We start from the raw sequence: 13,681 nt of genomic DNA on the forward strand, positions 1-13,681 counted from the left end.
GACGTGCGCCGCGATCGCGCCGACCCGGGCGGCGGTGACACACGCTCGCTCACAGACCACTCGTCGCGCTCGACCGGCGCGACCACACCCGTGACCCTGGAGGTTCCTCTGTCCGCCGGACCCGGTACTCCGACACGAACCCCGGCAACGCCCGCCGACGCGCAGCGGACGCCGATCCCCGGTACGCCCGATTTCGTCGCGGCGGTGCAGGACCGCCTCACCGACTTCTTCGCCACCCGGCGGCCCCTCGTGGAGCCGCTCGGCCCGGTCTTCGTCGACGCCGCCGACGCCCTGGAGCTGTTCGTGCTCCGTGGCGGCAAGCGCACCAGGCCCGCGTTCGCCTGGACCGGCTGGCTCGGGGCGGGCGGCGACCCGGACAGCGACGAAGCGGGCGCGGTGCTCGCCGCCTGCTCCGCGCTCGAACTGGTGCAGGCGTGCGCGCTCATCCACGACGACATCATCGATTCCTCCCGCACCCGCCGCGGCTTCGCCACCGTGCACGTCGATTTCGAGCAGCGCCATCGCGAGCGCGACTGGTCGGGCGACGCCGCCCACTTCGGCGCCAGCGTCGCGATCCTGATCGGTGATCTCGCCCTGGCCTGGGCCGACGACCTGGTGCACGCCGCGGGGCTCGCCCCGGCCGCGCTGGCGCGATTCGCGCCGGTCTGGGCGCAGATGCGCACCGAGGTGCTCGGCGGTCAGCTGCTCGACATCAACGGCGAGGCGGTCGGCGACGAGTCGGTGGACGCCGCGCTGCGCATCAACCGCTACAAGACGGCCGCCTACACTGTGGAGCGCCCGCTGCACCTCGGCGCCGCTATCGCCGCCGCCGACCGCGATCTGATCGCGGCCTACCGCACCTTCGGCACCGACATCGGGATCGCTTTCCAGCTGCGCGACGACCTGCTCGGCGTGTTCGGCGATCCCGAGGTCACCGGCAAACCCTCCGGCGACGACCTGCGCGAGGGCAAACGCACCGTGCTGCTCGCCGAGGCGCTGCGCCGCGCCGACGCCACCGACCCGTCCGCCGCGCACCTGCTGCGCACCAGCATCGGCACCGATCTCGGCGCCGAGGATGTCACGCGCCTGCGCGCCGTGCTCACCGAGCTCGGCGCCGTCGACGAAGTGGAACGCCGCATCGCCGACCTCACCGACCGCGGCCTAGCCGCCATAGATTCCAGCTCGGCCACCCCCGCCGCCAAAGAGCAACTGCGCGGTATGGCACTGGCCGCAACCAGGAGGACCGCATGAAAGCCGTTGTGGGACCAGCCGATCGCGTGATCGCCGTCGGCGCAGGCCCGGCCCCGCGCAGCACGGGCAAGCGCCGAGGGAAGTCCCCGGCCGCGCTGACCGAACGTCGGCTGATCCTGGGCGCCGCCCTGCCCACCCGGCGCGGCGTCCGTGTCCCGCGCGCGTGTTCGGCGCCGCGGGACCCTCGGTCGGCCGAGGACTGAGTCCCCCGTCTTTCGAGCGTCGGCCGACGAGTCGACCGGCGCCGCACGCCGCGTAGCGATCCACCTACCGACCGGCAGGCATGGGATTGCGGCGGAATACCGCACAGGCAGGGACCGGCCCCCGCGGTGTGAAAACGGCCGCGTCGTCCGGTGATCGACGCGGCGCCGGCCGACGCAGAGTTTCACGGGTAGCCCGCCGTGCCCGGCGGTCGAGGAGAAGTCGAATGAAAACCGTTGCGGGACCGACCGATCGGGTGGTCGTCGTGGGCGCGGGCCTGTCCGGTCTTGCCGCCGCGCTGTATCTCACCGGCGCGGGACGGTCGGTCACGCTGCTGGAGCGGGCCGATCATCCGGGCGGGCGGGTCGGCCGGTATCGCGGGCCGGACTACGAGATCGACAACGGCGCCACGGTGCTCACGCTGCCGGAACTGATCACCGACGCGCTGGCCGCCGTCGGCCGGACACCCGAATCCGGCCCGGCCCCGCTGCGCATCCACCGGCTCGCGCCGAGCTACCACGCGCGCTTCGCCGACGACTCCACCATCCGGGTGTTCGCCGACCCGGACGCCATGGCCGACGAGGTCGCCCGCACCTGCGGCCCCGGCGAGGCGAACCGCTACCGACGGCTCCGCGACTGGCTGGCGCGCGTCTACCGCGCCGAGTTCACCGAGTTCATGGACACCAACTTCGACTCGCCGCTGGACATGGTGCGGTCGCCGCGCAAACGCGCCGCGCTGGCGGAGCTGGTTCGGCTCGGCGGGTTCGGCAGACTCGGACCGCGCGTCGGCCGGATCCTGACCGACACGCGGCTGGCGAGGCTGTTCACCTTCCAAGCGCTCTACGCGGGCATGGCTCCCTCCGACGCGCTGGCCGTCTACGGCGCGATCCCGCACATGGACACCTCCCTGGGCGTCTATTTCCCCGAGGGCGGCATGCGCGCCATCGCCGCCACCATGGCCGAGGCGTTCACCGCCGCGGGCGGGGTGCTGCGGCTGAACACCGAGGTCACCGGGATCGAGTACGAGGGAAGGCGGGCCCGCCGGGTGCGCACCGCCGACGGACGCGCACTGGACTGCGACGCGGTGATACTCACCGCCGACTTCGGCTCGATGGAACGCTTCGGCGTCCGGCCGAGGCGCGGGCTGCGGGCCGCGCCGTCGGCGGTGGTCGCGCACGGCACCATCCCGGCCGAGATCGCCGCGACCTGGCCGGTGCAGGCGCACCACACCATCGACTTCGGCGCGGCATGGGACACCACCTTCGACGAGATCGCCGCCGCACCGCGCCGCGGCGGCCGGCTCACCGCGCGCGGACGGCTGATGCGCGACCCCTCACTGCTGCTGACCCGCCCCGCGCTGACCGATCCCGGGCTCTACATCGATCGGCCCGACGGACGCCACGAGCCGTTCTCGCTGCTCGCTCCGTGCCCCAACCTGACGAGCGCTCCCCTCGACTGGGACCGGCTGGCCCGCCCCTACCTGCGCGAGCTGCTCGCGGTGCTGGAGGCGCGCGGCTACCGGGGGATCGCCGAGCACTTCACTGTCGATCACCTGGACACCCCGCGCACCTGGCAGGCACAGGGCATGATCGCGGGCACGCCGTTCTCCGTCGCGCATCTCTTCCGGCAGACCGGACCTTTTCGACCACGCAATTTCCCGAAGTTCAGCGACAACGTGGTTATCGCCGGTTGCGGCACCACGCCGGGCGTCGGCGTGCCGACGGCGCTGCTCTCGGGGAAACTGGCGGCAAACCGAATTACCGGCGCCACGGGCGTTACTCGGGATGAACCGCACGTACCAGCGGGATAGTGTTCTCGGCGAACCATTAAACTGATCGCCGACCTATTCGCTCGCGGTTGCGGCCGCCGACCTTGCCGGGGGGACCGACACCACATGCATCCCCCCGATACGAGCGCCGCAGCCGCGCAGGCGACCGACACCGCGCCCCGCCTATCCGGTCACGCCGGCGCCTCGAGCAGCCCGCGATCCCCCGGCGACGGCGCCGAAGGACCCGGCTTCTTGGATCGGATGCAGACCTACGCCGACTTCGCGCGCAGCCCCGAGGGTCACGCCGCGCTGCTCGGCTTCTTCGGTGCGATGATGATCACCTTCGGCGGGTTCGGCGCGGGCAGCGTGCGCCAGCGCGATCCGCTGCTCGAGGCGATGAACCTGTCCTGGCTGCGGTTCGGGCACGGCTACGCGCTCTCGACCATGCTCATCTGGATCGGCGTGCTGCTGATGATCACCGCGTGGGTTCGCCTCGGCCGCACCACACTCGGGCTGGGCAACCGGGCGGGCGCCGGGGTGACGCTCAACGAGCTGCGCGCGATCGTCGGAATCTGGATCTTCCCTTTGCTCTTCGCGGTGCCGATGTTCAGCCGCGACGCCTACTCCTATCTGGCCCAGGGCGCGCTGCTGCGCGACGGCTTCGACCCCTACCTGGTCGGTCCCGTCGCGAATCCCGGTGTGCTGCTGGACAATGTGAGCCCGGTCTGGACCACCACCACCGCGCCGTACGGCCCCGTGTTCCTGCTGCTCGGCCGCGCCATCACCGCGATCACCGGTGACAACGTGGTCGCGGGCACCATCGCGCTGCGCCTGGTGATGCTGCCCGGCCTCGCGCTGATGATGTGGGCGGTCCCGTACCTGACCAAGCACCTGGGTGGCAAACCGACGGTCGCGCTGTGGCTCGCGGTGCTCAACCCGTTGGTGCTCATCCACCTCATCGGCGGCGTGCACAACGAGATGCTGATGGTCGGCCTGATGTGCGCGGGCATCGCGCTGGTGCTGGAGCGCCACCACGTGGCGGGCATCGTGGTCGTCGCCATCGGCGTGGCGATCAAGGCCACTGCGGGCATCGCGCTGCCGTTCCTGGTGTGGATCTGGATGTTGCACGAGCGGGAACGCCGCGCCGCCGAACGCGCGGCCGCGGACCCGAACGCGCCGGCGGATCCGAGCTCCACTCCCGCGAACGGCGCCCCGGACGCCGCGAAAGCCGGACCGGATATGCCGCACCCGGCCATGACGTTCGCCAAGATCGCCGGGCTCGGACTGAGCGTGTTCGCGGTGGTCTTCGTCGCGGCCTCGGCCATCGCCGGCGTCGGCATCGGCTGGCTGACCGCGCTGTCGGGCTCGAAGAAGATCATCAACTGGCTCTCGCTGCCGACCATCATGGCGCACGCCACCACCTGGATCACCCCGCTGCGCATGGAATCGGTGCTCACCGTCACCCGCGCGCTGTGCGCCTTGGCACTGGTGGCGGTGCTGGTGTGGACCTGGTGGCGGTTCCGGCACAGCGAGCGGGAGGCGGTGTTCGGGATCCTCATCGCGTTCGTCGGCATCGTGATCCTCTCCCCCGCCGCGCTGCCCTGGTACTACTCGTGGCCGCTGGCGCTGGCCGCCGCGTTCGCGCTGTCGACCACGACGCTCATGGTGCTCGTCGGCCTGTGTACCTGGCTGATGCTGGTGTTCCAGCCGGACGGCTCGATCGGCCTGTACAACTTCTGGCACGTGGCGGCCGCGACCTTCGCCGCCGTCGTCGCCGCGCTCTCGTTGCGCACGGTGGACCCGCTGCGACTGCGCTCGACGCCACCGCAACAGGTAACCCCGGGCGCCGAGGTCGCGGCCACCGCTTCGCGTCCATGAACGCCGCGAGACCCGACGGCGACGACCCGGACCTAGCGCGGGTCCACACAACGGGCGCAGCCGGACGCAGTCCGTCGACAGACCCGCGCACGACCGGAGCGGAGGCGCAGGTACACCTCGAGTCCGCCTATCGCGCGTGCCGGGCGATCGCCGCGGAGCACGGGCGCACGTATTTCCTGGCGACCAGGCTGTTGTCGACGCCCCGAAGACCGGCGGTGCACGCGCTCTACGCGTTCGCGCGGATGGTGGACGACATCGTCGACCACGCGGACCCGAGCCTCGGGCGCACAGGGCTCCCCGACTCGGCGTCGCCGGAGTCGCTGCTGACCCTCGAACACAGCCCCGCCAACGAACTCGACCTGATCGAGAAACAGCTACGCACGGCTTTCGAACAGGGCGGATTCGCGCCGTGGGACGCACCCGGCGCACCGGTTCCCCTGCTTCGCGCCCAGGTGCTCTCCGCGCTCGCCGACACCGTCGACCGCTACGCGATCGATCCGGAACACTTCTGGACCTTCCTGGACTCCATGCGCATGGACGTCCCCGGCACGCCCCAATTCCGCGACCGCTACGCCACGATGGCCGAGCTGCGCGAATACATGCGCGGATCGGCCGCGGCCATCGGACTGCAACTGCTTCCCGTGCTCGGCACCGTCGGGCCGCGGGCCGAAGCCGAACCCGCGGCCGCCGCGCTGGGGGAGGCCTTCCAGCTCACCAACTTCCTGCGCGATGTCGCCGAGGATCTGGACCGCGGGCGCGTGTATCTGCCCGCCGACCACCTGGCGGCCTTCGGCGTGGACGCGGACCTCCTCGCCGACTGCCGCCGCACCGGCCACACCGACCCGCGGGTCCGCCGGGCCCTCGCCCACCTGATCGCGATCAACCGCGACGTCTACCGAACCGCCGATCCCGGCATCGAGCTGCTGCACCCCAGGGTCCGCCCCGCCATCCGCGCGGCCAGCGCCCTCTACGCCGAAATCCTCGACCGCATAGAGCAATCCGGCTACGCGATCTTCCAAAACCGGGCTACGGTGCCACGGGGCCGACGCCTGCTGGTCGCCACTACCCAGCTCCTCGCAGGCACCCGCCCCTGAACCCCGCCGAGTCGCACAGCCTCGCACACCTGCCACACGCCTCGCACAGGTAACAAGGGGCTAGGAGGCGTGCGGACGGTCTGCGAGATTCAGAACGGGTCGGCGGCGGCGCGGCGCAGCACCTCGCGAGCGAGGGGGCCGTGCAGGGCGTCGATCGGTTTGCCGGGCAGGCTGGCGTCGTCGGTGAAGATCCATTCCAGGATCTCCTCGTCGGTGTACTTGGCGTCCTTCATGACGGTGATCAGTCCGGGCAGGTGCTTGGTCACCGCGCCGGTGTCGTCGAAGAAGACCTCGGGAACGCTCGCCACTCCATTGCGGCGCACGGCGAGGAGTTGGTGGTCGCGCAGCATCTGATGCACCCGCGTCACCACGATCCCGAGCCGGTCGGCGACCTCGGGCAGCGGCAGCATGGCCACGGACTCCGGAAGGACATCCTCGCTGCAGGGAAATGCACTCACCCGCACAACGGTAGACGGTGTGGCGCCGCGCGTCGTGTGACACCCGGGCGACAGACCGGTTCGGCCGCCTGGCACGGTTACCATCGTGGGGGCCGCACGGGGCGGTCTGTCGCTGTTCGCGCACTAGCGAGGGGTGCACAGTTTTGTGAAAGCCGGAGGACATCACTTGATCGGGCAGATGCTGGAGGGGCGCTACCGGATTGACGCGCCGATCGCTCGGGGCGGGATGTCGATGGTCTTCCGCGGTGAGGACACCCGCCTGGACCGCCCGGTCGCGATCAAGGTGATGGACCCGAAGTTCGCCGCCGATCCGCAGTTCCTCTCCCGGTTCGAGTTCGAGGCCCGCGCCGTCGCCAAGCTCAAGCACCCCGCGCTGGTCGCCGTGTACGACCAGGGCGTGGACGGCGACCACCCGTTCCTGATCATGGAGCTGGTCGAGGGCGGCACGCTGCGCGAGTTGCTGCGCGAACGCGGGCCGATGCCCCCGCACGCCGTGCGGGCGGTGGCCGAACCGGTGCTCGCCGCCATCGGGGTGGCGCACTCCGCGGGCCTGGTGCACCGCGACGTCAAGCCGGAGAACGTGCTCATCTCCGATTCCGGCGAGGTGAAGATCGCCGACTTCGGCCTGGTGCGCGCGGTGGCGGCCGCGACGACCACCTCGGCGAGCGTCATCCTCGGCACCGCGGCCTATCTCTCCCCCGAGCAGGTGACCAGCGGCACCGCCGACTCACGCAGCGACGTGTACGCGTTCGGCGTGCTGATCTTCGAAATGCTCACCGGCCGTGTCCCTTTCATCGGCGACACCTCGCTGTCGGTGGCGTACCAGCGCATCGAGAACGACGTGCCGAGCCCGAGTCAGTTCATCTCGGGCGTGCCGCCGGAGTTCGACGAGCTGGTCGCGCGCGCGACCAACAGGGAGCCCGCGCACCGTTTCGCCGACGCCAACGAGATGGCCGCGGAGCTGCGTTCGATCGCCGCCGGGCTGAGCCTGCCGCCCTACCGGGTGCCCGCGCCGCGGGAATCGGCCGAGCATCTGAGCGCCGGGTTCCGCGCCGACCCCGGAGGCAGGGCGGCGACCCCGCGGCCGGGACCCGCACCGGATCAGCACACGCCACAGCCGACGCAGCACACCAAGGTGGTGACCGCGCAGCGACCCCGGGTGCCGGACTACGGCCCCTCCGGGGACTACGGCCGGCCCGGGGAGTACGGACCGCCTACCGACCACGATCCGCGAACGACCAACCTGCATCAGCCGCCGTTCCAGCCTTACGACGCCGACCGCCGCAGATCGCGCAGGACGACCCTGGTGTGGATCGCGATCGTCGCCGTCCTCACCCTGATCGTCGGCGTCGGCGGCTGGTGGTTGGGCGTCGGGCGGTACGAGGCGGTGCCCCCGATCGCCGGGCTGAGCAGCGAGCAGGCGACCGCGACATTGCGCGACGCGGGCTTCGAGACCGAGATCAGACAGAAGGCCTCGGACACCATCCCGGTGGGCGGCGTGGTCGGCAGCGACCCGTCGGCGGGCTCCAAGGTGACCAAAGGCTCGACGGTGTCGGTGCTCGTCTCCAGCGGCAAGCCCCGGGTGCCCGACATCAAGCCCGGCGACGACGTGCGCAAGGTGAATCAGCTCATCAAGGACGCCGGACTCCAGCCGATCGACGCGGGCGAGGTCGGCAGCCAGGCGCCGAAGGGCTCGCTCGCGAAGGTCGAGCCCGCGCCGGGGACCGTGCTGCCGATGGGCGGACAGGTCAAGGTCTTCCGCAGCAACGGCGCGCAGCCGGTGAAGGTCCCCGACGTGCGCGGCAAGACGACCGAGGAGGCCGTGCAGGCGCTCACCGCCGCGGGCATCAAGGTCCGCGAGACGCGCACCGAGTACGACAAGGCCTTCGAGGCCGACCAGGTGATCGGCACCGACCCGGCGGCGGGCAGCACGGTGAACTCCGGTGAGGGCGTAGTGCTGATCGTCTCCAACGCCGTCAAACTGCCCTTCCTGGTCGGTGACAGCGTCGGCGAGGCCCGCCAGAAGCTGGAGAGGCTCGGCCTGCGCGTCCAGGTCCAGCAGCTGACCCCGTCGGACGGTTCCGTGGTCATCGGCCAGAGCCCCGGCGCGGCGGCGAAGGTCCAGCCGGGCAGCACGGTCACCCTCACCGCGCTGCCCTGACCGGCGCTCAGAGCGTCAGCGTGACCTTGCCGAGCCCCGCGACGACATCGCGGTACATCCACCGCTTCATCGCCCCGAGCTTCGGACCCGCGGTACCGGCCAGCGCGCCCGCTCTGGCCAGCGCGACCGGCAACAGCCGCTCGTGCTCCTCGAGCACGTCGACGATGCCCGCGGCCAGCGCATCGTGCCCGCCGTAGCGGCGTCCGGTCAGCATCGCCTCGTGCGCGGCGGGTCCGGGGAGCCGGGCCGTCAGCAGGTCGGCCATGCCGCCGGGGATGACGAGGCCGTCATCGGACTGCGTCAACGGCAGGGTGATCTCGGGCAGGCAGAAATAGCCGCGGTCGCCGCGCATGACCCGCCCGTCGTGGGCCATGGCGAGGATCGCGCCCGCGCCGAACGCGTGCCCCTGGATCGCCGCGATGGTCGGCGCCGGGAACGTCAGCACCCGTTCGAACACCCGCTGTCCGGCGAGGAGATAGTCGTCGACGCCCGGTCGCAGGAACCGCTCCGGCTCGAAACCGTTCGAGAAGAACTTGCCGGAGCCGGTGGTGACCAGCGCCTTCGGCCCGTCGGCCGCCTGCACTTCGTCCAGGCAGGCGTGGACGGCGTCCATCCACTCGGGGGTGAAGCGGTTCTCGGTGTCGAGCTGATCCGGCTCGCCGAGATCGAGCACGAAAACGGCGTCTTCGCGACGTAGGTGCGGCATGAATACTCCCTGGGTGCGGTCTGTTTCGGATCAGGCGGGCGGGTCGACGAAGATGTCGTAGCCGATCTCGCCCTCGGGGCCGTAGCCGGACAGATCGGTGATGCCGTGCGCGGCAAGGACTTCCACGTCCAGGTAGGTGTTGCCGGTGGTGGTCGCGGCCGGGCTCTCCAGGATCAGCACGGCGGCGTCGGCGACGATCTCCGGGGTGCGCGCGGTGGCGGCGACCTCCTCACCGCCGAGCAGATTGCGCACCGCGGCGGTGGCGATGAGCGTCTCCGGCCACAGGCAGTTCGCGGCGATGCCCGACTCGCGGTGTTCGGCGGCGACGCCGAGGGTCAGCAGGGTCATGCCGTACTTGGCCAGCATGTAGGGCGGATGCATGCCGAGCCACTTCGGATCCAGGTTCAGCGGCGGCGACAGCGACAGCACGTGCGGGTTCTCCGACTTGCGCAGGTGCGGCAGCGCGGTGCGGGTGAGCAGGAACGTGCCGCGCAGCTGGATCTGCTGCATCAGGTCGAACTTCTTCGCGGGCAGCGTCTCGGTGCCCTGGAGATCGATGGCGCTGGCGTTGTTGACCACGATGTCGATGCCGCCGAAGCGCTCGACGGCCTGATCGACGGCAGACTGCACCGACTCCTCGTCGCGCACGTCGCCGACCACCGCGAGGGCCGATCCGCCCGCCGCCTCGATCTCGGCGGCCGCCGTGTGCACGGTGCCCTCCAGCTTCGGGTGCGGGACATCGGTCTTGGCGAGCAGGACGACGTTGGCGCCGCGGCGGGCGGCCGCGAGGGCGATGGCCAGGCCGATGCCCCGGCTACCGCCGGACATCAACAGAGTGCGGCCGGACAGTGTCTGTGTGGTCACGAGGGAGCCTCCCGGTTACGAAGCCGCAGCATTCCCGGCCGAACCAAGAAGTGCCACATATAATTGGCTTCACAAATCGTTTGCACTACTACTGTTTTATAGACGCAACGGTTTGTCAAGCGAGCGGGCCCCTGGGCATGATGTGACGGGAGGTGAACGATGTCCGACAACGCACCGCTGGTTCCGGGGACCATCGGCAACCACACCGTGTGCCTGATACAGAAGATGGGACAGGTCGCCTTCCGACTGGCCGAGGAACGCCTGCTCGGCATCGGCCTGCGGGTGCGGCACTACAGCGTGCTCCAGGCACTCGCCGACCGCGGCGGCATGGCGCAGGCCGAACTCGGCGGCTACCTGCGCATCGACGCGGCGACCATGGTCTCGACGCTCGACGACCTGGAACGGCACGGCTACGCCGAGCGGCAACGCGATCCCGGCGACCGCAGGCGCTACCTGGTCATCCTCACCGACAAGGGCAGCGAGACGCTCGCCGACATCGTGGCCATCCTGCGCGAGGTGCACGAGGAGATGTTCGCCGACCTGTCCCCGGAACGACGCGACGTGCTCGCGGAGATTCTCGGCGAGCTCAACGACTCGGCGGCGTTGCGCACGCGCTTCGACGCGACCCGCGGCTGAGAGTTCCCGCGCGTCAGCGCGATCGGGTGGGGACGTGCCGAAACGAGCCCACACACAACGAGATCCGCACCGGCAGGATTCCGGTGCGGATCTCGGCGTTCTCGGATTCGATGCCCATGCGCCGCGAGTTCGGGCTCACCGCAGCGGTACCGCGCGCTGCGGTTCGAGCTCGACGCGGCAGCTTCGAGCCCACCACAGCGCCCTTCGAAGGCAGCAACGGGCGCGATTCCAGCGCACCGGCTTTCGATGACAGCGCAGGCCGTCGGGCCCAGCACAGGGGCTTCGACGGCAACGCGGCGGGGCTCGAACCCCGCGCAGCGAGCCTTTCGATGGCGACGCCCGCAAGCTCGAACCCGCGCAGTAACGCCCTTCGACGGCAGCGCAGCGGGATCGAGCCCAGCGCAGCGACCTTCGAACTTCAGCGCAGCGGGATCGACCACCGCGCAGCGGCTTTCACACCGCGCAGCAGCTTTCACACCGCGCAGCAGCTTTCACACCGCGCAGCGGCTTTCCGCCCAGCGCAGCGTCTTTCAGGACCTCAGCGCAGCGTCTTTCAAGACCTCAGCGCAGCGGCTTTCAAGACCTCAGCGCAGCATTTCGGCGACCAGGAACGCCAGCTCCAGCGACTGCTGGGTGTTCAGGCGCGGGTCGCAGGCGGTCTCGTAGCGGCCGGACAGGTCCAGATCGGAGATGTCCTGCGCTCCGCCGAGGCATTCGGTGACGTCCTCACCGGTCAGCTCGATGTGCAGGCCGCCGGGGTGGGTGCCCAGCGCGCGGTGCACCTCGAAGAAGCCCTGCACCTCGTCGACGATGCGGTCGAAGTGGCGGGTCTTGAAACCGGTGGAGGCCTCGTGCGTGTTGCCGTGCATGGGGTCGCACTGCCAGATCACCTGGTGCCCGGTCGCCTGCACCTTCTCGATGATGGGCGGCAGCACGTCGCGCACCTTGTTGTTGCCCATCCGGGAGACGATGGTGAGCCTGCCCGGCTCGTTGTTGGGATCGAGCCGCTCGACGTACTCCACGGCCTGGTCCGGGGTGGTGGTCGGGCCGATCTTGAGGCCGATCGGGTTGGCGAGCAGCTCCGCGAGCGCGATGTGCGCGCCGTCGAGCTGACGGGTGCGCTCCCCGATCCAGAGGAAGTGCGCCGACAGGTCGTACAGCACCGGTTCACCCGACACCGGGTGCTCGCTCAAGCGCAGCATCGCGCGCTCGTAGTCGAGCACCAGCGCCTCGTGGCTGGCGTAGATGCGGGCCGACTGCAGGCTGGGGTCGGTCACCCGGCAGGCGGTCATGAACGCGAGGCCGCGGTCGATCTCCTCGGCCAGCGCCTCGTAGCGCGCGCCCGCCGGGGACTGCGCGACGAAGTCGCGGTTCCAGTCGTGCACCTTGTGCAGGTCGGCCATGCCCGCGCTGGTCAGCGCGCGGACCAGGTTCATCGCGGCGCTGGCGTTGGCGTAGGCGCGCACCAGCCGCGACGGGTCGTGCTCGCGCTGGCCCGCGTCGGCGACCAGCGAGTTCACCATGTCACCGCGGTAGGACCTCAGGCCGAGCGAGTCGACGTCGGAGGAGCGCGGCTTCGCGTACTGGCCCGCGATGCGCGCGACCTTCACCACCGGAAGGCTCGCACCGTAGGTCAGCACGACGGCCATCTGCAACAACGTGCGGATGTTGCCGCGGATATGCGGTTCGGTGTTGTCGGCGAAGGTCTCCGCGCAATCACCGCCCTGCATCAAGAACGCCTCGCCGCGCGCCACCTCGGCGAGCTGTCCGCGCAGCTCCTCCACTTCGGCGGGCACGCAGATCGGCGGCACGCTCTCCAGCACGGTGCGCATCATCGCCGCCTGCTCGGGATCCCACGACGGCTGCTGCAACGCCGGGCGGGCCAACGCTTCGTCCAGCCTGCGGCGCAGCTCGGCGGGCAGCGGCGGCAGTTCCGGCAGGCGATCGATGGGTACGTCGACGGTCCAGTTCACGAGTTCAGGATACGGACCGGGCAATCGTGCAGACAGGCGGAGGTGGGGTGGAGTGTGCATCCCGAAGGTGTGAGCGATCCCCACTCGGAGTAACCCCTCGCGTCCGCCGCCCACATCGCCGCATAGGGTGACATCGACCGGCACATGCCACTACCCGCCCGACCGAGGAGAGGTCGATCTCGCTGAGATACTTCTACGATTGCGAGTTCATCGAGGACGGGGTCGTCATCGACCTGGTGTCCATCGGCGTCGTCTGCGAGGACGGCCGCGAATACTACGCGGTGTCCACCGAATTCGACCCCGAGCGCGCGGGTCCGTGGGTACGCAAGTACGTGCTGCCGCAGCTGCCTCCACCCAGCTCCCCGCGGTGGCGCAGCCGCGAGCAGATCCGCGACGATCTCTACAAGTTCCTGATCCCGCGCGCCTCCGTGCAGCCCGAACTGTGGGCCTGGGTCGGCGCGTACGACCACGTGGCGCTGTGCCAGCTGTGGGGTTCGATGGTCGATCTGCCCACCGCGCTCCCCCGCTACACCAACGAACTGCGCCAGCACTGGGAGGCGCACGGCCGTCCCGCGCTGCCGCCGGTACCGCCGGACGCCCACGACGCGCTCGCCGACGCCCGCCACAACTACGCCAAGTTCGAGGCCATCGAGGCGGCCCGCAGGCGCTGAGCTGCGGCACCGAGCTGCGA

At 70.5% G+C, this 13,681-nt stretch carries 12 protein-coding genes; 8 read left to right on the plus strand and 4 right to left on the minus strand.

Translation table 11 applies throughout. From position 1 onward, the window contains the following. Window positions 1–96 precede the first annotated feature (96 nt). The 5 genes from AC3EO7_RS18815 (at window position 97) to AC3EO7_RS18835 (ending at window position 6,192) form a co-directional block, all read left to right on the plus strand. Window positions 97–1,251 carry a polyprenyl synthetase family protein gene (locus AC3EO7_RS18815; protein ID WP_431963604.1) on the plus strand — a complete coding sequence of 385 codons (1,155 nt, stop codon included), beginning with the start codon at window positions 97–99 and terminating at the stop codon, window positions 1,249–1,251. Next, the gene (locus AC3EO7_RS18820; protein ID WP_431963485.1) at window positions 1,248–1,454 is read left to right on the plus strand and encodes a hypothetical protein; all 207 of its coding nucleotides are present in this window, start codon (window positions 1,248–1,250) and stop codon (window positions 1,452–1,454) included. The genes AC3EO7_RS18815 and AC3EO7_RS18820 overlap by 4 nt, the downstream gene beginning before the upstream one ends. Before the next feature lie 224 nt (window positions 1,455–1,678). Next, window positions 1,679–3,262: a phytoene desaturase family protein gene (crtI, locus tag AC3EO7_RS18825; protein WP_435591918.1), complete on the plus strand. Its 1,584-nt coding sequence runs from the start codon at window positions 1,679–1,681 to the stop codon at window positions 3,260–3,262. 219 nt (window positions 3,263–3,481) lie between these two features. Then, window positions 3,482–5,098, plus strand: a complete 1,617-nt coding sequence (locus AC3EO7_RS18830) for an alpha-(1->6)-mannopyranosyltransferase A (protein WP_431963602.1) — start codon at window positions 3,482–3,484, stop codon at window positions 5,096–5,098. After that, complete coding sequence (locus tag AC3EO7_RS18835; protein WP_435591919.1) at window positions 5,095–6,192, plus strand: phytoene/squalene synthase family protein; 1,098 nt, start codon at window positions 5,095–5,097, stop codon at window positions 6,190–6,192. The genes AC3EO7_RS18830 and AC3EO7_RS18835 overlap by 4 nt, the downstream gene beginning before the upstream one ends. Window positions 6,193–6,281: 89 nt before the next feature. Here the strand turns inward: AC3EO7_RS18835 and AC3EO7_RS18840 are convergent, their stop codons facing one another. Continuing rightward, window positions 6,282–6,650, minus strand: a complete 369-nt coding sequence (locus AC3EO7_RS18840) for an Rv2175c family DNA-binding protein (protein WP_068063623.1) — start codon at window positions 6,648–6,650, stop codon at window positions 6,282–6,284. A 166-nt stretch (window positions 6,651–6,816) separates the two neighbouring features. Here AC3EO7_RS18840 and pknB point away from each other — a divergent pair, with 166 nt between their 5' ends. Further along, entirely contained in the window at window positions 6,817–8,811 is a 1,995-nt protein-coding gene (gene pknB / locus AC3EO7_RS18845) for a Stk1 family PASTA domain-containing Ser/Thr kinase (protein WP_435591920.1), read from the plus strand. Window positions 8,812–8,818: 7 nt separating this feature from the next. Here the strand turns inward: pknB and AC3EO7_RS18850 are convergent, their stop codons facing one another. Then, window positions 8,819–9,517: an enoyl-CoA hydratase/isomerase family protein gene (locus AC3EO7_RS18850; protein WP_435591921.1), complete on the minus strand. Its 699-nt coding sequence runs from the start codon at window positions 9,515–9,517 to the stop codon at window positions 8,819–8,821. A gap of 30 nt (window positions 9,518–9,547) precedes the next feature. Continuing rightward, window positions 9,548–10,381: an SDR family oxidoreductase gene (locus tag AC3EO7_RS18855; RefSeq protein WP_435591922.1), complete on the minus strand. Its 834-nt coding sequence runs from the start codon at window positions 10,379–10,381 to the stop codon at window positions 9,548–9,550. 159 nt (window positions 10,382–10,540) lie between these two features. Here AC3EO7_RS18855 and AC3EO7_RS18860 point away from each other — a divergent pair, with 159 nt between their 5' ends. Continuing rightward, the gene (locus AC3EO7_RS18860) at window positions 10,541–11,017 is read left to right on the plus strand and encodes a MarR family winged helix-turn-helix transcriptional regulator (protein ID WP_431963472.1); all 477 of its coding nucleotides are present in this window, start codon (window positions 10,541–10,543) and stop codon (window positions 11,015–11,017) included. A 584-nt stretch (window positions 11,018–11,601) separates the two neighbouring features. On the opposite strand, the gene AC3EO7_RS18865 is transcribed toward AC3EO7_RS18860, so the two are convergent. Then, complete coding sequence (locus AC3EO7_RS18865; RefSeq protein ID WP_431963470.1) at window positions 11,602–12,990, minus strand: class II 3-deoxy-7-phosphoheptulonate synthase; 1,389 nt, start codon at window positions 12,988–12,990, stop codon at window positions 11,602–11,604. A 182-nt stretch (window positions 12,991–13,172) separates the two neighbouring features. Here AC3EO7_RS18865 and AC3EO7_RS18870 point away from each other — a divergent pair, with 182 nt between their 5' ends. Further along, entirely contained in the window at window positions 13,173–13,661 is a 489-nt protein-coding gene (locus AC3EO7_RS18870; protein WP_431963600.1) for a polyadenylate-specific 3'-exoribonuclease AS, read from the plus strand. The last annotated feature ends 20 nt before the right edge of the window (window positions 13,662–13,681 follow it).

It is taken from the genome of Nocardia sp. bgisy118, from assembly GCF_057708605.1.